Annotated in this window: 13 protein-coding genes; 6 read left to right on the top strand and 7 right to left on the bottom strand. The window is 70.3% G+C overall.

Annotated elements, in window-relative coordinates:
- Positions 1-87: 87 nt before the first annotated feature.
- Positions 88-1,734: a hypothetical protein gene (locus WMF20_RS14160; RefSeq protein WP_437613999.1), complete on the bottom strand. Its 1,647-nt coding sequence runs from the start codon at positions 1,732-1,734 to the stop codon at positions 88-90.
- A 222-nt stretch (positions 1,735-1,956) separates the two neighbouring features.
- Between WMF20_RS14160 and WMF20_RS14155 the strand changes: the two genes are divergently transcribed.
- Together WMF20_RS14155 and WMF20_RS14150 are read left to right on the top strand one after the other, a co-directional pair.
- Complete coding sequence (locus tag WMF20_RS14155) at positions 1,957-3,273, top strand: porin (RefSeq protein ID WP_437613997.1); 1,317 nt, start codon at positions 1,957-1,959, stop codon at positions 3,271-3,273.
- An 11-nt stretch (positions 3,274-3,284) separates the two neighbouring features.
- On the top strand, positions 3,285-6,938 hold the full coding sequence (locus WMF20_RS14150) for a PHP domain-containing protein (protein WP_437613995.1): 3,654 nt from the start codon (positions 3,285-3,287) through the stop codon (positions 6,936-6,938).
- Between the two features lie 253 nt (positions 6,939-7,191).
- On the opposite strand, the gene WMF20_RS14145 is transcribed toward WMF20_RS14150, so the two are convergent.
- Entirely contained in the window at positions 7,192-8,928 is a 1,737-nt protein-coding gene (locus WMF20_RS14145; RefSeq protein WP_437613993.1) for an OmpA family protein, read from the bottom strand.
- Between the two features lie 1,053 nt (positions 8,929-9,981).
- On the opposite strand from WMF20_RS14145, the gene WMF20_RS14140 reads away from it, so the two are divergent.
- A complete protein-coding gene (locus WMF20_RS14140; protein ID WP_437617120.1) occupies positions 9,982-10,782 on the top strand; it encodes a formylglycine-generating enzyme family protein in 801 nt (266 codons plus the stop codon).
- A 297-nt stretch (positions 10,783-11,079) separates the two neighbouring features.
- Here WMF20_RS14140 and WMF20_RS14135 read toward each other — a convergent pair whose 3' ends face one another.
- The 3 genes from WMF20_RS14135 to WMF20_RS14125 form a co-directional block, all read right to left on the bottom strand.
- Complete coding sequence (locus WMF20_RS14135) at positions 11,080-12,909, bottom strand: IgGFc-binding protein (protein WP_437613991.1); 1,830 nt, start codon at positions 12,907-12,909, stop codon at positions 11,080-11,082.
- Between the two features lie 308 nt (positions 12,910-13,217).
- Complete coding sequence (locus WMF20_RS14130; RefSeq protein ID WP_129574842.1) at positions 13,218-14,246, bottom strand: cytochrome d ubiquinol oxidase subunit II; 1,029 nt, start codon at positions 14,244-14,246, stop codon at positions 13,218-13,220.
- The gene (locus WMF20_RS14125) at positions 14,236-15,654 is read right to left on the bottom strand and encodes a cytochrome ubiquinol oxidase subunit I (protein ID WP_129574841.1); all 1,419 of its coding nucleotides are present in this window, start codon (positions 15,652-15,654) and stop codon (positions 14,236-14,238) included. Before WMF20_RS14125 ends, WMF20_RS14130 begins: the two co-directional genes overlap by 11 nt.
- Before the next feature lie 146 nt (positions 15,655-15,800).
- Here WMF20_RS14125 and WMF20_RS14120 point away from each other — a divergent pair, with 146 nt between their 5' ends.
- Genes WMF20_RS14120 through WMF20_RS14110 form a run of 3 tightly spaced genes read left to right on the top strand, consistent with a single transcriptional unit; the run spans position 15,801 to position 18,917 of the window.
- Entirely contained in the window at positions 15,801-17,111 is a 1,311-nt protein-coding gene (locus WMF20_RS14120) for a thymidine phosphorylase (protein WP_437613988.1), read from the top strand.
- 40 nt (positions 17,112-17,151) lie between these two features.
- Positions 17,152-18,162, top strand: coding sequence for a sensor histidine kinase (locus WMF20_RS14115; protein ID WP_437613986.1), 1,011 nt, complete (start codon positions 17,152-17,154; stop codon positions 18,160-18,162).
- Between the two features lie 50 nt (positions 18,163-18,212).
- Complete coding sequence (locus tag WMF20_RS14110; protein ID WP_437613984.1) at positions 18,213-18,917, top strand: response regulator transcription factor; 705 nt, start codon at positions 18,213-18,215, stop codon at positions 18,915-18,917.
- Positions 18,918-19,011: 94 nt separating this feature from the next.
- Here the strand turns inward: WMF20_RS14110 and WMF20_RS14105 are convergent, their stop codons facing one another.
- Together WMF20_RS14105 and WMF20_RS14100 are read right to left on the bottom strand one after the other, a co-directional pair.
- Positions 19,012-19,452: a hypothetical protein gene (locus WMF20_RS14105; protein ID WP_020734897.1), complete on the bottom strand. Its 441-nt coding sequence runs from the start codon at positions 19,450-19,452 to the stop codon at positions 19,012-19,014.
- Between the two features lie 129 nt (positions 19,453-19,581).
- Positions 19,582-20,049 (bottom strand): DUF3293 domain-containing protein, encoded by a 468-nt coding sequence (locus WMF20_RS14100; RefSeq protein WP_061616525.1) that lies wholly within the window; start codon positions 20,047-20,049, stop codon positions 19,582-19,584.
- Positions 20,050-20,171 lie beyond the last annotated feature (122 nt).

Raw genomic sequence — 20,171 nt, 5'->3', positions numbered from 1 at the left:
CCGCGGAGATCGGCTGCGCCGCTCGACGGGCGATGGCGCGCGCGGCGCGATCCGCCGAGCTGGACGGAGGTGCGACCGAGACGGCGATCAGCGCGTGCGCTCGTACAGCGTGAAGGCGCCCTCGCGATCGATCCGGCGAAACGAGGTGTGCGCCGCGGTGAATACCGGCCTCTCCGGCCGCTCGTTGCGGAGGATCACGTAGTCGTACGCGACGCCGTGGACATCCGGCTTGAACCGCTCGCCGCGGTTCGACGGCGGCGCGGGGAGCCGGCGCTTCAGCTTGAAGGGGAAACCCACGTTGTGCCAGCCATCCGCGCTGAAGCCCCCGCGCATGACCTGCACCCACGAGGAGAAGTGGTTCGTGCCCTCGATGATCAAGGCCTCGTCGGTCCGCGGGGGCAGCGACACGAAGAGGACCTCGGCGCCCGGCGGGATCCGCGCCACCATGCGGGCAAACGGCTCGATCCGCTCGTCGAAGCTCGCGTATTTCTCCGAGAGGTGGAGCGGTAGCACGAGCGCGGCCGCCGCGGCAGGCGCCATCAGCAGGCGAGAGCGGCCCCGGAGCGGCGCCGGGATGGCCAGGAATCCGAAGAAGCAGATGAGCGGCGAGAAGCGCCCGCTCACGAACCACCAATCGAACGGGCGAGCGAGGTGCAGCGGCACGAGAAAATAGCAGGCCACCATCGCGGCGCAGAGGGCGAGGGAGCGGTGGTGGTGCAGCCGGCCGAGCGGCGAGCTGGCAGGCGGGACCGCGTCCCGTCCGGGGAGGAGCAGGCCGAAGCGCCGAGCCAAGCTCCAGAGCGAGAGCAGCGACGCCACCGCGAGCAGCACCCAGAAGAGCTGGGTGTCGAGATCGCCCGACACCGAGTCGAGCGTGTACTCGGGGAACGAGCGGAGCATCTCGTGCCAGGGGACCCAGGCGCCCTGGAACCGCGGGCCGCTCCGCAGGTCGACCATGGGGCTCTTGAAGGCGATGAGCTGCCAGGCGAGGAGCGCGACGGCGGGCGCGAAGAGCGGCAGCGCGCGGGCGATGCGAGACCACCGGGGCAGATAGCAGAGCATCAGCGCGGCGACGCAGACGTAATAGCCAAAGAGGATGAGCGGATGGCTGAGGCCGCAGCCGACGCTGAGCAGCGCCACGGCGGCGGCGCGCCCGGGGCTCGGCCGCTCGAGAGTTGCGTCGAGCGCGACGACGCCGGCGAGCAGCACCGCGATGCCGACGAGGAACGGCAGGAAGCCGCACGCCCACGAGAGGCTGAACGCCAGCGGGAAGGTGAGCAGCGAGAGCCAGGGGCTGCGCCGCGTCCGGTGCGCCCAGCCGAGCGCGGCCGCGGGGATCCCGAGCACATACCCGGAGAGCACGATCCGGTTCGCGTCCTCGAGATCGACGGCGTAGGCGAGGAGGTGCGTCAGGATGTGATAGGCGCCGTACGGGGCCGGACGGAGGCTGAGCTCGTAGAAGTCCCGGTAGCGAGTCCACGGCTCGTCGAAGTGGTGCCAGATATGAACGGCCGCGAGGTGGTTCGGCAGATCGAGCAGGGGCAGGAACCGCACGCGCCATATCGGCACGACGGCCGCGACGGCGAGGAGCGCGAAGAACGCGACGAAGACGCGATCGCTCGCCCAGCCGGGCCACCGCCGCGACGCGGGGGGCTCCGCCGCGACGTCGCGCCGGGGCGGCGCCGCGGCGGGCGTGAGGGCGCTGTCGGGCGGGCTCGAACCGGGCATTTCCATGAGAACGGTGGCCCTCCCCTTCCCTCCGCGCGCGGCGCGAGCTGCGGAGAGGCCCGCGAGGGGCTGCGAGCCTTACCACAGGACGCGGCGCCGATTGCAGCGCCGCGTGTCTTCCTCTAGTTTCCCGGCCACCTCGCAGGCAAACACGGCACGCGATGACACCCACCGGCCATCCGGAGCGGCACGGGGCGCTCCACGCAGCCCTCCAGGAGACCTGAAGCCATGAGGCACCTTGCTTGCGTCGCAGGCGGCGCCGCCGTCCTGCTCGCCCTCTCCTCGCCGCGCGCGCAGGAGCCCGCGGCCGAGGCGCCCGACGCCCCAGCGCCGGCCGAGGCGCAGGCGCCGAGCGGCGAGCCGGCCGATGAGCCGGAGCGCGCCGAGCCGCCCGCCGCCCGCCCGAGCGCGCCGGTGAGCCAGCGGCCGCGGCGGGACGCGCCGGCGCAGGCGTCGCCGGCGCCCGCGCGCGGCGACCTCCTTGCGCCGGGCTTCCGGGAGCGGATGCGCGTCGCGCTCGGGCCGCTGGAGGTCGCGCCGATCGCGCTGCTCGCGCTGCAGGCCGCGCCCTACGTGGGCGACGACGCGCTGAACCAGGCGGGGGACAGCGCCGAGCAGCCCGGCTTCCGGCTGCGCCGCGCCCGCGTCGGGCTGCGCGGCGACGTCGCGGGGCTCGTCCGGTTCGCCGTCTCGACGGAGCTCGCCGGGGGCGACGAGGGGACGGCGCGCATCCACGAGGCATGGGCCGGCGTCACGGCGGAGCGCGCGCTCGAGGTCTACGCGGGCGCGCGGACCGTGCCCTTCTCGCGCTCGGCGATGCTCGGCGCCGGCGACGGGGCGCTCACCGAACGGCCGCTCGCCGTCCGCGCGATGGCGCCGTTCACGCAGGTCGGGATCCAGGCCGAGGGGCACTTCCAGGACCGCGCCTTCAGCTACCACGCGGGCGTCTACAACGCCTTCCAGCGCGCCGATCAGTTCTACGCGGGTCACTCGGAGAGCCTCGCCCCCCTCGGCAACCGCTTCGAGGGGATCGCCTTCGCCGGCAGGCTCGCCACCGAGCCGCGAGGCCCGCTCGGCCGCACCCTCCAGGACGTCGCCCACTCGCCCTTCCGCCTCGGGGTCGGCGCCGACGGCTTCTTCAGCAACGGCGGCGCGCGCACGCTCTACGGCGCGAGCGCCGATGTCCTGCTGCACGCCGCGGGGCTGCACGCGCTCGGCGAGGTGCTCTGGACCGGGGCGAGCCCCAAATCGGTGCCCACCCAGCCGATCTCGCAGGTCACGTCGGTGTCGTCGCTCGCGCTCGTCTTCGAGGCAGGCTACATGATCGTCGCCCGGAAGCTCGGCGTCTCGGGTCGGGTCGAGTGGATCGATCCCAACGTCGATGTCGACGACGAGGGGGACAACGTCGCGCTCACGGGCGGCGTGAGCTACCATGCGTACGACGATCTGCTGAAAGCGCAGCTCGATTACACGCATCGCGAAGAGCTCGGCGGGCTCTCGCTGGCGAACGACGCCGTCATCCTGCAACTCCAGCTCTCGCTGTAGGAGAGATCGCTGTGCGGCGAACACACCGCTGGTTCACGAGGGTCGCGCTCCTCCCGCTCGCCGCCGCCGCGCTCGCCGCCCCCGCGCTGCCGAGCTGCGGGGGCGACCGGCTGCTCCGCGCAAAGCAGATCGAGCACCGGGCCGAGCTCGTCGGCGGCCCGGTGGCGATGGCGGACGTCGGCGACTTCCTGCTCGAGAACGACCAGATCCGCGTGGCCATCCTGGGCGGGCGGGACTCGCCCGGGCCGGGGATCTTCGGCGGCGCCATCGTCGACGTCGATCGGCGCCGCGGCCGGATCGGCGAGGAGGGCGGACAGGGGCGAGATCGGTTCGCGGAGATGTTCTCGCTCGCCAACCTGATCGTGCCCGACCCGACGGCGACCGACGTCTCGGTGCTCGCCGACGGCTCGGACGGCGCCGAGGCCGGGATCCGCGTCGAGGGAGATGGGGAGTTCCTGTTCGAGGCGATAGGCCTGCTCCGGGCGCAGGAGGACCTGCTCGGCCTCTTCTTCCCCAACGTCCGCTCCAGGATCCGCTTCCGGACAGACTACCTCCTTCACCCGGGCGATCGGTTCGTGACCGTGCGCACGGTGCTCCTGCTCGACGACAAGCCGCCGCCCGGCTGCGAGGCCCCGAGGAGCTGCGAGCCGTGCCCGGACGGGTACCAGCAGGACCCGGGCGGCTGCCTGACCTGCGCGTGCAGCGACGTCCTGCCGCTCGACAACGCCACGGCCCCCGTCTCGGTGCTCGGCGGCGTCCTCGGGGATCCGGCGGACCAGGCGCAGGAGGAGGCGGCGCGCCGCGCCGGCATCGTCGCCGGAGACTTCGTGTTCTTCGGCAACCAGAACGACGTCTTCGCGCCCGGCGCCGGCTTCGACGAGGACACGGCGGTCCAGGACGCCTGGAACGCCGGGCGGAACTCGTTCTCGGAGCCGCTCACGTTCGATTTCGTGGCCGCGGCGGGCGGGGACGTCAGCTACGGCTACTTCACCAAGGCGCAGGAGGGCGCGGCGCCGTCCGTGGTCAACGTGCCCCTCTTCGCGAGCGCGGCGACGGCGTTCGTGTCCGCCAGCCGATCGTGCCTGTTCAGCGAGGAGGACGACGCGGCGTGCGACGCGCACCGCGCGTTCAGCTACGAGCGCTACCTGGCCGTGGGCGACGGCGACATCGCGAGCGTGACCGACGTGATGCACCGGCTCCGCGGGACCGAGACGGGCACGGTCCACGGCCACGTGCTGTGGGAGAGCACGCTGGAGGCCGCGCCGAACGCGCGGGTGTTCGTCTTCTCCGATCCGGATCCGTCGCGGCCCTTCGGCTCGCTCGACGAGCTCGTGGCGGCCAACCGGGAGGCGCGCGGCGACGTGGGCCTCATCAACGAGGTCGACGCCGACGTCGGCCTCGATCCGTCCGAGGACGGCGATTTCCGCGCCGCCCTGCCGCCCGGCAGCTACGTGCTCGTCGCGCGGAACGCGGCGGGGACGGCGATGTCGGCGCCCGTCCGGGTGCGCCTCGGGGCCGGAGAGCAGGTCGCGGTGTCGCCGCGCCTGCCCACGCCGGCGACGGTGCGCTACCGCGTCGCGGACGAGGCCGGCCAGCGGATCCCGGCCAAGCTCGCCTTCATCTCGCTCGACGACGCGGGGCGGAGGCTCCCGGGCGACGGCCGGCGCAGGGTCTACCTCGGCGACGGCCGGCTCGGGAACGGCAACCGCGCCATCGAGGTCACGGCCACGGGCGAAGGAGAGGTCGAGATCGAGCCGGGGCGATACCAGATCACGGTGTCGCGAGGCATCGAGTACGGGATCTACGTGGAGCGCGACGTGACGCTCGCGCCGGGGCGCGCGTTCCAGCTCGACGCCACCCTCGTGCGGGAGGTCGACACGACCGGGTGGATGTCGGCCGACATGCACCTCCACTCCAGGCCGAGCTTCGACAGCGGCATGCCGCTGCCGCGGCGGGTCGCCACGGTGGCGGCCGAGGGCGTGGAGCTCGCGGTGTCGACCGACCACGACGTCGAGACGGATTACCAGCCGACCGCGCGCGCGCTCGGGCTCGCGCCCCACCTCGCCACCGCGATCGGGGCGGAGATCACGACGCTGGAGCAGGGGCATTTCATCGGCTTCCCGCTCAAATACGACGAGCTCGACGTCCCGACCCACGGCGCGCACGACTGGACGTGCGAGCCCGGCGGGACGATCCTCGACGCCATCCGCGCCTCGGGCGACGGCACCGTGGAGCCGCTGACGATCGTCGCCCACCCGCGCGACGGCTTCTTCGGCTACGTCGAGCAGCTCGGCGTCGACACCTACACGATGGATCGGACGCCGACGTTCCTCGAGGAGAACAACCCGGTGTTCCGGACGGCGAGCTGCGCGTTCGACGCGATGGAGGTCATCAACGGCAAGCGGTTCGATCTGGTGCGCACGCCGAGCGTGGCCGAGGTCGTCGACTGGAATCGCTGCCTCGCGCGGCTGAACGCCGCCCAGGGCGAAGGCGAGATCGAGGCGGCGTGCCCCGAGGTGGCGGGCTGGCTGCGCGCGCCTTGCGCGGCCCCCGGCGGGTCGGCGCCGGCGCCGGGCGGCGCCTCCGGCTCGCCCTCGAGCGCCGCGGTCGCGGTGGCCATCGCCGACTGCAAGCGCCGCGCGCGCACCGAGCTCGCGTGGGCGCTCACGAAGCGGATCCTCGCGCGAACGCCCGACGAGCAGGAGAAGAACTGGGGCTTCCCCGGCACGAGCCCCGACAGCCAGGAGCTCTGCGGGCCCGCTGCGCTCGGCGACGGGCCGATCGCCGCGGAGGCGCGCGACGAGCCCTGCACGTTCCGGGCGGGCCAGGTGGACGACTACTTCCGTTACCTCGAGCGGGGGTTCTTGCCGGCGCAGATCGCCAGCAGCGACGGCCACGACGGCTCGAAGGAGCCGGGCTTCCCGCGGACCTATTTCCGCAGCGCGACCGACTCCCCGGCGGCGCTCGAGACGCCGGCCGCGGTCGAGAGCCTGCGGGGCGCGCACGCCTTCGCGACGTACGGCCCGTTCATCCGGGCGACGATCGGCGGCAAGACCTACGGCGAGGTGGCGGGGGCGCGCGCCGGCAAGCCGCTCGAGCTCCTCTTCGATGTGCAGACGGCGAGCTGGTTCGGCGTCGATCGGGTGGAGATCTACCTGAACGGCAGGATGATCCGCCTGCTGGAGCCGGACATGCCGCCGAGCGCGCTCGTGGACGTGCGCGGCAAGGTCACCTTCACGGTGCCGGAGCGCGACTCCTGGGTGGTGATCATCGCCATGGGCCTCGAGGACAGGAACCTCATGAGCCCTGTCTCCCTCGACGTCCCGTTCGGGGAGATCCAGCTCTCGCGGCTGGCGAGCGACGGGTTCGGCAGGATCCCCGCGATCAGCGCTCTGTTCGCGCCCACGCCGACGGTGCCCGACTGGTCGCCGGTCCCGCCTTATGCGGTGACCAACCCGATCTACATCGATGTCGACGGCAACGGCCGCTACGACGCTCCGCTGCCGAGGCCCGACTTCTGCTCTCGCCCGTGCGATCCGGCGGTCCTCGATCCGGAGCAGTGCCCGGCGGAGCAGGATTGCCTGCTCGAAGAGCAGGTCTGCGGCTTCCCGATCCCCGGCAAGTGCGACCATCGCCGCCCGGCGCTCGGGCATCACGACGACTGAAGGCCGCGGCGGGCTGCGCTCGCCGCGCGCGAGCGCCGCCGTCCTGCTAGCGCCGCCCTCTCGCGAGCGCAGCCATCTCGCGAGCGCAGCCATCTCGCGAGCGCCGCCGTCCCGCGAGCGCAGCGCCCGGCGCGCGCTCGCGCGGCCGGCGAGGCCCGTGGGATCGCGGAGAGGGCGCCGGCGCGCACGTGGCGAGGCACGCGCGCGCCGGCGTCGACGGATCGCCGATCCGGCCGGCCGCTCCGGGCGGAGCTTACCGGCCCTCGATCGACTGCGACTTGATGTGGAACTCGACGCGCCGGTTGCGCTGCCGGCCTTCCGGCGTGTCGTTGGCCACGAGCGGCCGGCGGGAGCCGTAGCCCACGGAGGTGAGCCGCTCCGACTGGATGCCCTTGTTGATCAGGTAGACCCTGACCGCGATGGCTCGGTTGTGCGCGAGCCGGTCGTTGTAGTCGATCGTGCCCTGGTTGTCGGTGTGCCCTTCGATGCTGAGCAGCTTGATCTCCGGGTTCGCCTTGAGCAGCCGCACGACCTCGTCGAGGATCGGATAGCTCTGCGGGAGGATCCTGGAGCTGTCGAACTCGAACTCGACCTGCTTCATGATCTCGATCTCGGCGGAGCCGGAGATCCTGCGGATGTAGTACGGGCAGCCGTTCTTTTCGGGCTCGTCGACGACGACCTGCCCCGGCTCCTTCGGGCACTTGTCCTCCGCGTCGGGGATGCCGTCCTGGTCCGCGTCCTCCTCGGGGCAGCCGTCGCGGTCGTCGATGCCGTCCTTGTCCTCGGGCTCGTCGGGGCACTTGTCGACGACGTCCGGGATGCCGTCGCCGTCGCGATCGGGCATGTCCGGGCAGCCGTCGGCCGGCTTCGGCTGCTTGCCGTCCTCGGGGTCCTCCGGGCAGAGGTCGATGACGTCGGGGTAGCCGTCGCCGTCGGTGTCCTTCTCCTCCTCGATGACGTAGTTGAAGCCGGGGGACCGGGTGGCGGAGTCGGCGATGCTGAACGAGTAGCCGACGACGGCGACCCCCCGGAAATCGGGCGCGTAGCCGCCGCTCATCCGGGTGCCGACGCCGGCGCCCGCGTAGAGCGCCTTGTCCTTGGTAAGGGCCATCCGGCCGTTCAGCTGCCACTCGATGGGGGAGGCGTCGAGCTCGCCGAGCGTCTCCTCGCGGAGGCCGAACGAGCCGAAGACCTCGGCCCCGACGCGGATCGTGTCGTCGCGCAGCGGGACGTAGCCGCCGACGCCGTACGTGAGCTCGCTGCCGACGCGGAGCTCGTGGAGCCGCACGGGCGGCCGGATCGCGACGCCGGTGTTGAGGGTGACGAAGAAGTCCTTGAAGTCGTATTCGGCGCCGAGGCCGAACGCGCTGCTCACGGTCCGGTCGCCGCCGAAGGAGTAGACGTTGCCGACGGGCACGAAGACCGCGGCCGTGAGCCCCAGCCGGAAGCGCCGCTCGTCGAGCTCGAGCGCGACGAGGCGCGCGTCGAGCCGGAGGTCCATCGGGGTGGCGGTCTTCAGGTTGACGCACTGGTCCAGGCCGAGGGGCCGGTCGGGGTGGCAGGTCTGGTTGCCGTCCTGGAACGCGACGATCGGGAACGAGGCCTGGAGGGCGCCGCGGCCGAGGATCTCGACGCCGGCGTTCAGGTAGGTGATGAGCTGCGAGGTGACGGGCCCGTCGCCTTCGAGCTGCTCCTCGACGGCGAGGTCGTCAACGTAGTTGTCGTTGCGGAGCGGGTGGACCGAGACGCCGACCCCGAGCTGCCCGAAGAGGCGCGTCTTTTCACCCATGTGGGGGCGCCAGACCCCGATCCCGTCGTCGGGGGCGCCGGCCATCCTGAGGCGATCGAGGTAGAAGGTCCGTTCCTGCGCGCGCGCGGCGGAGGGCGCAAGCGCGACGAGGGCCGGTGCGGCCAGGGCTGCTGCGGTCAGCGCGCAGCGAAGGCGCGACGGGGGTCGCGGCTTACCGCCCGGCAGGGTTCTTCGATCCATCACGGTGAGCTGTCCTCCAAGCAACGCTCGAAAAACGAGGTTGACGCGGGCGTTCCGCCGCATGCGGGCCGGCGTCCGGGCGGGAGATTACTCGGGCCGGGGGAGGATGTCTCCTGGGTCGAACCAGGAGGTGCGAGGCGCCCGCCGGGGCGGGGCCGGCTGTGTCCGGGGCGCGCGGGGGCGGGTGGGGCGTCCTGGCGGGTCGCGGCACGCGGAGCGCGGCGCCGGTCGCGAGGGAGAAAGCACGATGCGTGCGTCACGCAGAGCGCTGCGGATCGCGACGCCGCCGGGGCAACGTCGCTGCTGCGGCTTCGCCTTGACGAAGGGAGGCGATGTGCTCCAGACGAGCGGGGGCGGCGGCGACGACGGCGCGGGTGATGGTCAGCAGGGACGCACACTCCCATATCTGAGCCGACCGATGCTATTGGTTGAAGTGGGACACCCGGCCGAAGCTACGCAGCGTCTACGCGGCAGCGTCCGCCGCTGAGAGCAAGCTCTCAACCTCAACGAGAACATACCGCATTAACTTCACCAAAACCGATGTTCACACGAGCGCAATCGAAGGCCAAGACTCGTCTAGCAACGACGCGACAATTGCTGATTTTTCTTGCATCAGCCCTGGCTACCGCCGGATGCGGGCTCGTTCTCGGGCTTGATGAGTTCGACGACGCTCCCGGCGTCGGTATGGGCGGCAGCAGCGCGAGCTCCGCAGCCGGAGAAGCGCCATGCGGCGATGGCGAGCGAGACTGCGTGGGTGACGTGCCGCGACAGTGCGCCTCGGGAGAGTGGGTCGCGCAGCGGCCGTGCAGCGGAGAGCAGCCGGTATGTTCACGAGGGCACTGCGTGGAGTGCCGCGAAGGAGAGCGCGGCTGCAGCGGCCGCACGCCGCGCCAGTGCGTTGATGCGTCCTGGAGAGACGAGACGCCCTGCGCAGCACCGTTTCCTGGGTGTCGGCTCGGCGCCTGTGTCGCGCCCAGCTGCCAGGGGTCGGGGCCAGGTGCGGGAGCCGACTGCGGACGCAGCTCAGGCGCCGACTGCTGCGGTGCCGCGAGCATTCCCGGAGGGACGTTCGATCGTCTCAATACTCCCATGTACCCGGCAACCGTCAGCGCGTTCCGGCTAGACATCTACGAGATCACCGTCGGACGTTTCCGCGCGTTCGTGGAAGCAGGAAAAGGCACTCAAGCCGATCCCCCGGTCTCCGGCGCAGGCACCCATCCACAAATTCGAGAAAGCGGCTGGAACTCAGGCTGGAACAGCGAGCTGGCTCCAGACAAATCAGCCTTGAAAGTGGCGCTCAGATGCGAATACTCGCACTGGACGGACTTTCCGGAACAAAACGAGCGCCATCCCATGACATGCATGACATGGTTTGAAGCGTTCGCTTTCTGCATATGGGATGGCGGGCGCTTACCCACCGAGGCGGAATGGAACTATGCGGCAGCAGGAGGCGCAGAGCAGAGGTTGTATCCCTGGGGAGAGTCAATCGACGCGTCGAAAGCAGCCTACAACTGCCTCGGCAATGGGGACCATGCAGCAGAATGCAGCATACAGGACTTCCTAGCCGTGGGGTCAAAATCTCCGGATGGTGACGCCAGGTGGGGCATGGCTGACATGGCGGGCAACGCAGGAGAGCTGGTATTGGACGTTGGCCAGCTAGGGCTTCCGAATCCGTGCAACGATTGTGCTCAACTTGAAGGTAACACGGCGAACCGTGTAGTCCGCGGGGGTACGGCGTGGACCAGCGGGCTATACGTTGCTACAGACGCTCAGTCAGCGGAAAATCCGCGCAACAGGAACGGCTTCGTCGGAGCACGCTGCGCGAGAGATCTCCCAGTCGATGCTGCTCCATGAAACGAGCTCGTGCCTCTATCCAGTACCGGTGCTCTGGTCGACCCGGACGGTGTGCAGCGGACCCCCGGCGAAGGAGGTCCCCTTCACGACGCCCCAATGTGATGCGCTAGGAGAGCAGCATCGAAGCGCTGCGCTAGTGCTTTCAGTGGTCGCTACTCACGCGTGTGTGAGACCCAGCCGCAGCACCGCTACTGCATGTAGCTCAGGTCATGGGGCCGCACGAACTACCCCGAGGCCGGTGCTTGATCGCCGGCCTCGAGGAGGCTCGTTCGTGCTCGATCACTCGTCGAACAAATCCTAATTGGCCGTGGGGGGTATCTCGACCTCATTGATTGGCAGGAACCCAGCACCGGCAGGATAAGCGTAGGAGACGCGATAATTCTGCTGGATCGCACCCCATCCCCAGACCGTGACGCCGAACGGAAGGTCGCTCCGCATCTCGTGTCGACCGTTGGCGCAATCGCCCACCGATTCGAAGTTCCCCGTCGTGAGATCGACGATGGTGTACTCGTAATCGCCGATCGGCTCCCACCCACTGAGCTTGCCGACGCAGTCCAGCTCTACGTCTGCGAATTCACCGTTCAACTTCGACCGGGTACGAACGACGGCGAGGCTCGTCTCAGGATAGGTCGGATCGGTAAAGAATACATAATAATCCAGAAACTGAGACGGCGGAACCACATTCACCCAATCGGGATCTCCGATGAACATGTACGGATCGCCGCTAGTCATATACTGACCAACATAGAAGGGATTATTCACCCCCTGGCTCCTGACAACAAAGGGTTCGCCTGTATCAAACTCATACACTTCGCCGAGGTTGATGGTATCCGGCGCGCCGTTCGGTTTGGACGGCTCCCAGATGAGCTCCGTACCGTCGACCATCCCTACGACGCGCCAGGGCGGCGACTCCTCGAGCTCAGCGACGCGGTTCTTGTAGCGAACCGCAACGTATTCGCTGCCAGTAGCCCTGACAGGGGCGATTTGCTGTTGACCTGAGTCACAGTCGCCACCGTTACTCGGCACGACCATACAAGCATGAGCTCCAAACACACCAATGGGCTTCGTCGACTGGATGGGGCTCCCGGTCAACTCCTCCGACTGGGTAATCTGCAGGAATTCACCAGCGTTCAACTTGTAAGTCTTCGCCTCGTTGCTGCTCGCTGGCTCGACGTTGGTACCTGCTTCGATGTCCACCTTCGGCAGGATGGTCACGTCGGTTTCATCCTGATGGGCGACGATGGCCAGCGAGGGATAGGCTCCAGGAAAATCGGGGGACTCTGATGACGAGTAGCCGTTGATGGCGACGTAGTTGGTATGCCAGGCGCTTGTCGGCAGGAGCAGGGTCGCGGAGGTCATGGCGGCCTGCCCCCCACCGTAGGGGAGCATCTGGTAAGCCACGACCGGATAGTCCGTCGTAATATGAAATGCGGTGCCGCGGCCGGTTCCCGCTACGCCAGTTTCCAGATCCAGCGCGCCGGTCTTGGGGCAATCCACAACGCTCGAGCCGGGAGACCGTCGCGAAAGGAAAAGGACGGCGACCTCACCGACACCAAGCCCAGTCTCCGGGTTGTAGGGATTATACTGAATATCCTGAATGGATCCCTGCCCGACCGGAATATAGGCGAACTTCTCTACCTGAAGTGGCTGTCCGCCGCGTTCGACACTGATATGAACCGGCAGCTCCCACGTGTTCGCAACGATCGCAGCGAAACAGGCGCCCTGCGTCGTCGGCCGGAGCGCCGTCTTCAGCGCCCAGTAGTCGCACCCGTACGAGCTCTTCGACTTCTCCGCCGCCTCGCACGGGTTCGGCTCGCACTTCGCGTTGACGCACCCGAACTCGGGCCCGCACTCCTCGATCGTCACGCCATTGCAGCTGATGACCTTCTTCAGATCATTGGAACACGTGTACTCGCACTGCCCCCCCTGACCGAAGGTCCCCGTGCTCCCCCCCTCGCCGCCCTGGCCGCCGGTGCCGCCGCCGCCCGTCCCGCCGGGCCCCGAGCCGCTGCCGGTGAGCTCTCCACGGTACGAGTCCGAGCACCCGGCGAACGAGCCCGTCACACCGGCTGTCGCTGCAAAAATACCCACAATCGCGTGTCGACGGTATCTAGCTATGTTCGCCATCTCCACAGGGCTCCTTCCCCCACAAGCATCCTGAAAAACTTCGCGAATGCGAGCCTAACACGGTTCGCCCGCCCTGGGGAGGCCCGCGAAAGCGCACGCGATTTTTCAGCGGCCTCATGAGAGAGGGCTCTAGCTTTCAGGAATGCAATGCGCGCCTGACCTCGCACCATCGCCCTCTAGCGCCAGGACGGACAGAGAGGCCCTGTTCAGCGAACCGACCTCCCACCGCTCCCCTCTCCATGGGTGGGACGAGGTGGTCCGGCCAATTCGACTCCCGCGACTTCCGCGTACCTCGCCCCTACTCCCGCTCAATGAGCGTCTTCGCTGTCCGTCGCAGCCCCCGCCCGGCCGCTGCCGAAGACGCGGAAGAGCACGTACAGCGAAGGGAACAGCAGCACGAATCCGACGCCCAGGACCCAGACAAGCAATCGCAACGTCCTCGGGTTCGCCGCCGCCCCCGCGAGCGTCACGTCCGGCACCACCAGGTACGGGTACTGCGAGGCAGCCCAGCCCAGCAGGATCAGCGTGACCTGCGCCGCCGCCGCGAAGCGCGCCAGACGGAAGCGGCGCGTCCACAGCCCGAAGAACGCCGCCGTGGCCGCAATGCCCGTGGTGACGTGGAGCGGCCACGTGATCGGATGATCCGTCAGCCCCTCTCGGATGAGCGGGGCGCCCTCGAACGAGGCCGCGAAGGACGCGAGCGCGAGCGCCGCGACCACGCAGCCCGAGACGAGCGCGCGGAGACGGAAATCGTCGACGAGCGCGGGCTCCGTCGCCTCGTTGGTCAGGTAGACCGCCGCGAGGAACGCAAAGAGCGAGAGCGCGAACAGCCCGACCATGAACGGAAACAGCGAGAGCCACGGCGCGAAGAAGCCGCTCGTCACCACCCCCGACGCCACCCGGATCCGCCCCGAGGCCACCGCGCCGACGATCATGCCGAGCAGCACCGGCGCGATCACGCTCGCCAGAGAGAAGAGCAGCCCCCAGCGCTTCTGCCGCCGATCGCGCCGCGAGTCGTAGCTGCGGAAGCTGAACGCCGAGCCGCGGAACACGACGCCGAGGAGGAACAGCGTGAGGGGGACGTGCAGCGCGACCGAGATCGCCGCGAACGCCGGAGGAAACGCGGTGAAGAGCAGCACCACGACAAGGATGAGCCACACGTGGTTGGCCTCCCAGATCGGGCCCATGACCCGCTCGATGAGCGCGCGCTGCTCCTGCTTGCGCGGGCCGGAGGCGAGCAGATCCCAGACGCCGCCGCCGAAATCCGCCCCGCCGAGCAGCGCGTACAGCACGAGCGCCGCCACCATCACCCCGCCGAGGAACCACTCAACGACCATCGGCCGCGCCTCCCCCGAGCGCGCGCAGCCCGCCGCCGCCCGCCGGCCCGGCCCCGCGCGGCTCGCCGCCGCCCGCCGCCCCGTCCCCCGGCGGCGCGGCGTCTCCCGTCACCGCCAGCGGCGCCGCACGGAGCTGGCGCACGAGCAGGTAGACCACCACGACGCCGAGGAAGACATAGAGCGCCGTGAACGTCCAGAAGGGCGCCTCGAGGTGCGGGAACGGGGTCACCGCGTCGCGCGTGCGCATCGCCCCCCGCACGATCCACGGCTGGCGGCCGAACTCCGTCACCAGCCAGCCGGCCTCCATCGCCACGATGCCGAGCGGGCTCGAAACGACCACCGCCCAGAGGAACGGGCGCTGATCCGGGATCCCCCGGCGGCGCCACGCGAGCGCCGCCGCGACAAGCGCGAGCAGCGCCATCGCGGAGCCCGCGCCCACCATCACCTGGAACGAGAGGTGCGTCGCCGTCACCGGCGGCCACTCGTCGCGCGGGATCGCGTCGAGCCCCGGCACCACCGCGTCGGGATCGGCGTGCAGGAGCATCGACAGGCCGCCCGGGATCTCGAGCGCGTAGTCGACCTCGCCCCGCTCCACGTCGGGCAGGCCGCCGACGAGCAGCGGCGCGCGGGCCGAGGTCTCGAAGTGCGCCTCCATTGCCGCGAGCTTGGCGGGCTGCCCCTCGCCGACCTCGACCGCCGCGAAATGGCCGACGAACGGCTGCGCCAGCGCCGTCACCCCGGCGATCGCGAGCGTCACCGCGAATGCCTTGCGGAACAGCGGGCTCTTTGGGTGCCGCAGGAGCACGAGCGCGTGGATCCCCGTCATCACGAACGCCGTCGCCTGATAGCACGCGAGGATGCCGTGCAGCGTCTCGTGCTTCCACGGCGGGCTGAACATCGCCGCCACCGGGTCGATGTCGGCCGGGCGGCCCCCCACCATCGTGAACCCGGCAGGATCGTTCATGCACGCGTTCACCAGGATCACGAAGAACGCCGAGAGCGCGCCGCTCAGCGCCACCAGCGCGCCCGAGAGCAGGTGCAGCTTCGGCGGGAGCTTGCCCCGCCCGTAGAGGTAGATGCCGAGGAAGATCGCCTCCGTGAAGAAGGCGAACCCCTCCAGCGAGAACGGGAGCCCGATCACCTCGCCGAACGTCCCCATGAAGCTCGGCCACAGGAGCCCGAGCTCGAACGAGAGCACCGTCCCCGAGACGGCGCCCACCGCGAACAGGATCGCCGTCCCCTTCGCCATGCGCTTCGAGAACTCGAGGTAGTCTCGATCGCCCGTCCGGTGCCAGAGCGCGTCCGCGATGACCATGATCAGGGGCAGCGCCACCCCGGCGGCCGCGAAGATCATGTGAAATGCCAGCGAGAGGCCCATCTGGGCCCTGGCATAGAGGAGGCTGTTCATGAGGCCCCGTACGGCTCCCTTCTCCGGCGCGACCGCGACCGGCGCCGCGTCCGCTCTCCCGCGGCGGCGGCCCGCGCGCTCCCGGCGACCATAGGGATGCGCGCGCCGGGGACAAATAGGGTCGAACACGGCTAAGCTCCAGGGCGATGCAGACCCTTGTCGAGCTCGTCGCGCGGAAGCGCGACGGCGGGCGGCTGTCCGAGGACGAGATCGCGCGGCTCGTCCGCGCCCACGGCGACGGCGAGCTCGCCGACTACCAGATGAGCGCGCTGCTCATGGCCGTCTTCTTCCGCGGCATGGACGACGCGGAGACCGTCGCGCTCACCCGCGCGATGCTCCACTCGGGCGACGTCCTCGACCTGTCCGACGTGCCCGGACGCAAGGTCGACAAGCACTCCACCGGCGGCGTCGGCGACAAGGTCTCGATCTGCCTCGCCCCCCTCGTCGCCGCCTGCGGCGTCCCCGTGCCGATGGTGTCCGGCCGCGGCCTCGGTCACACGGGCGGCACCCTCGACAAGCTCGAGGCCATCCCGGGGTTCGACGTGGCGCTCGACGCCGCGACGTTCGCGCGCGTCGTCCGCGACGTCGGGACGTGCATGATCGGGCAGACCGCGCGGATCGCGCCGGCGGACAAGCGCATCTACGCGCTGCGCGACGTGACGGCCACGGTCGAGTCGATCCCGCTCATCGTCGCGAGCATCCTCTCGAAGAAGCTCGCCGAGGGCATCGACGCGCTCGTGCTCGACGTCAAGGTCGGGCGGGGCGCGTTCATGAAGACCCTCGACGACGCCCGCGCGCTCGGGACCGCGCTCGTGCGCGTCGGGACCGCGGCCGGAAAGCGCGTCTCCGCGCTGCTCACCGACATGAGCGCCCCGCTCGGGCGCGCCGTCGGCAACGCCATCGAGACCCGCGAGGCGATCGAGGTGCTGCACGGCCGCGGGCCGGGCGACCTCGTCGCGTGCACGCTCGCCCTCGGGGAGGAGATGCTGATCGCCGGCGGCGCCGCGGCGAGCGCGGCCGAGGCGCGGCCGAAGCTCGAGGCCGCCATCTCGAGCGGCGCCGCGGCCGAGGTCCTCGCGCGGATGATCGCGGCGCAGAATGGCGATCCGGCCGTGGTGAACGACCCCGGCCGGCTGCCCGGCGCCCCGGTCGTGATCGACGTCGCGGCCGAGGGCGAGGGGTACGTCGTCGCCGTCGATCCGCTGGAGATCGGGCTCTCCGCGGTCGCGCTCGGCGCCGGGCGGACGCGCGCCGACCAGCGCGTGGACCCCGCCGTGGGCGTCGAGCTCGCCGCCGTGCGCGGCGATCGCGTGGGCCGCGGGGCGCCCCTCGCCCGCATCCACGCCCGCCGGGCCGACGACGCCCGCGCCGCGGCCGATCGCGTCCGCGCCGCCTTCCAGCTCGGCCCGGCGCCCGCCCCGGCGCCCGCGCTCGTGCTCGAGCGCATCGAAGCGTAGTCCGCTCGCGGCCGCCGCGCCGGCCCACTAAGCTCCCGGCATGCGGACCCCGCGGCGCGACCTCACCACGCTCGGCTACCGGCGGATCATCCAGCTCCTCGTCTACCTGGTCATCATCCCCGGCGTGCTCCTGTCGGGCGTCGGCTTCCTCCTCCTCGTGCTCGGCGAGGCCCAGTACAACCTCATCGTGGGGATCCTGGTCCTCACGTTCTGCGGGACGCTCGCGACCGGGGTCATCCTCGTCTGGGTCTTCCTCCGGCGCGAGCGCAACCTGTCCGAGCTCCAGGCCGATTTCGTGTCCAAGGTCTCGCACGAGCTGCGCACGCCGCTCACGTCGATCCGGATGTTCACCGAGACGCTCAAGCTCCGGCGCGGCGACGCGCACAGCGAGGATCGCTGCATCGACGCCCTCACCAAGGAGAGCGCCCGGCTCCAGCAGCTCATCGACCGGCTGCTCGACTGGGGGCGGATGGAGAGCGGCCGGCGCGTCTACGAGCTCTCGGAGCAGGACCTCGGGGTGGTCGTCCACGAGGCGATCCACGCCTTCGAGCCGACCCGCGAGAAGCGCAGCGTCGAGCTCGACGTCTCCGTCGACGCGAACCTCCCGCCCGTGATCTGCGATCGCAGCGCGCTCGTCGACGCGATCGTGAACCTGCTCTCGAACGCCTACAAGTACGGCGGTCAGCCGAGGAAGATCAGCGTCTCCGCCCATGTCAGCAAACGGTCGGCGCTGATCACCGTCCGCGACAACGGCAAGGGCATCGCCCGCAAGGAGCACAAGCGGATCTTCGAGAAGTTCTACCGGGTCGACGACCTCCTGGCCCGGCAGCAGGAAGGCTCGGGGCTCGGGCTGTCCATCGTCAAGCACGTCATCCGGGCGCACGGGGGTCGGATCCTCGTCGAAAGCGAGCCCGGGAAGGGCAGCACCTTCACGCTCGTGCTCCCGCTCCGGGGCTCGGCGAGGGCGACCGCCGCCGCGAGGCCGCCGGCCGTCGCCAAGGCGCCCCCCGAGGCGGCGGATCACGGCGTCAGGGCGGACGCATCGCCGTAGGCGCGGCCGCCTCCGGTCCGGACATGGACATGCTAGAGGACGTGCTCAGCATGACCCGGAACCCTCAGGCACCGGCCCGGACCGTCCTGCTCGTCGAGGACGATCCCAGCATCGCTATGGGTCTCGAGATGAACCTGACCGCCGAGGGCTACCGCGTCGAGGTGGCCGAGGACGGCGAGCGCGGGCTCGCGCTCGCTCGCGCCGGCGGGATCGACCTCATCATCATCGACGTGATGCTGCCGCGCCTGAACGGCTTCGAGCTCCTGCGCATCCTCCGGAACGAGCGGCGCACCCTGCCCGTGATCATGCTGTCCGCGCGCGGCGCCGAGATGGACAAGGTGATGGGCCTCGAGCTCGGCGCCGAGGACTACATCACGAAGCCGTTCAGCCTGGCCGAGCTGCTCGCCCGCGTGAAGGCGGTGCTCCGGCGCGACGCGATCGCGCGCGCGGACGGGGCGCAGCTGCGGGCCGGCGACATCGTGATCAACGCGGCGACGCGCGAGGTCCGCCGCGGCGAGGCGCTGCTCGAGCTCACGGCGACCGAGTTCGACGTCCTGCTCTGCCTCGCCGAGGCCGGCGGCCGGGTGCTGTCCAGGGAGCAGATCCAGGCCAAGGTGTGGGGCCCGACGCACCACGGCACCCCGCGCACCATCGACAACTTCATCCTCCAGCTCCGCAACAAGCTGGAGGACAACGCGACCGCGCCGCGCCACATCCTGACCGTGCGCGGCGTCGGCTACCGCTTCGTCCCCTGATCGCGGGCCTCGCCGGCCGCGTCGCGTCGGCGAGGGCGCGCTCGGCCGGCGCGCGCCCTCGTCGACGCGCGCGCCCTTCCGGGCGGAGCGCCCGTCAGGGCGCCTGACAGAACTTGTTGATGTTGTCGACCAGCGGGTCTTCCTGCTTGATCGCCTTCTCGATCGCGGCCTGGGCGGTGTTGCTCTTCTCGGCGTCGTTCGCGTCCGCGGCGGTCGCGAGATCGCGCGCCGCCTTGGCGACGTCCTTCGCCATGGCCTGGTACTCGCCCGAGAACTTCTGCAGCTCCGGGGTGGTCAGCTTCACCTGCGCCGCGTCGGCCGCCACCTTGTCCATCGCGTCGGCCATCGCCTTCAGCTCGCTCGACCCGCCCTGATCGGCGCCGGTCTTGGTGCCCTTCTCGATGCTCTGGACGCCCTTGTTGATGACCTCGATGAGCGCGTTGCACTCCGAGACCTTGTTCTGGCCGCAGCCGCCAGCGCCGGCGACGAGCCCGAGCGCGGCGACGAGCGCCGCGAGGGTGACCTGGGTGCGCATTCTGCTGTGTCTCCTCATGTGGTGAGCGAGGCCGGTCCGCCCATCCCTAAACGCCACGGCATGAACCCACATTTTGCGGGTATGTTTCAACATGGAATCGGCGTCCCGCGTCCGCGGGCGCCGCGCGGGTCATGCTCGAACCCGCCAGTTGCCCTGGAAAGTTCGGCCGATGTCGTCGGCTGTGGGATCCGTGATGATGAGCTCCGGCCGGCCGCCTTGCGCGAACACGATCGTGTTCTGCCGGAAGACGCGGCCGAAGGCGATCGCCTCGTCCCGGTCCATGCCGTGGACGAGCCAGGCCGGCTCGCGCCAGATGCCCTCCGGCTCCGCCTCGGAGCCGACGCACGGCTCGACCCGGTAGCACCCGAGGATCAAGAGATCGCGGAGGACGTGGTGGCGCTGATCGTTGACCCGGCGGGGGATCAGCATCGAGCGCGGGTTGTAGGCGGTGAGCACGGCGAACTTGCGGGTCAGGAGGTCGGGGAGCCCGGCCTGATCCTGGACGATCTCGCCGTCCAGCGAGACGCGCAGCGTCCCCGCCGCCGTGGGGAACTCGTAGATGGTCGAGAAGTACGACCGGAGGAGCGTCTGATCCATCGTGAAGCGGTGGGTGTGAGGGGGCCGCGGCGCTCGGCGCACCGGGTGCGTCGCCTTGCAGAGGGGCCCGTGGCGTGAGCGCCCGGGCCGCCGGGCGCGACGGCGGAGGGTTACCAGAGACG

Source organism: Sorangium sp. So ce834 (assembly GCF_051521425.1).
GTDB classification, from domain to species: Bacteria; Myxococcota_A; Polyangia; order Polyangiales; family Polyangiaceae; genus Sorangium; species Sorangium cellulosum_D.
Note: the sequence above shows the minus strand (reverse complement) of the source record. Positions and strands in the feature narration are given on the sequence as shown.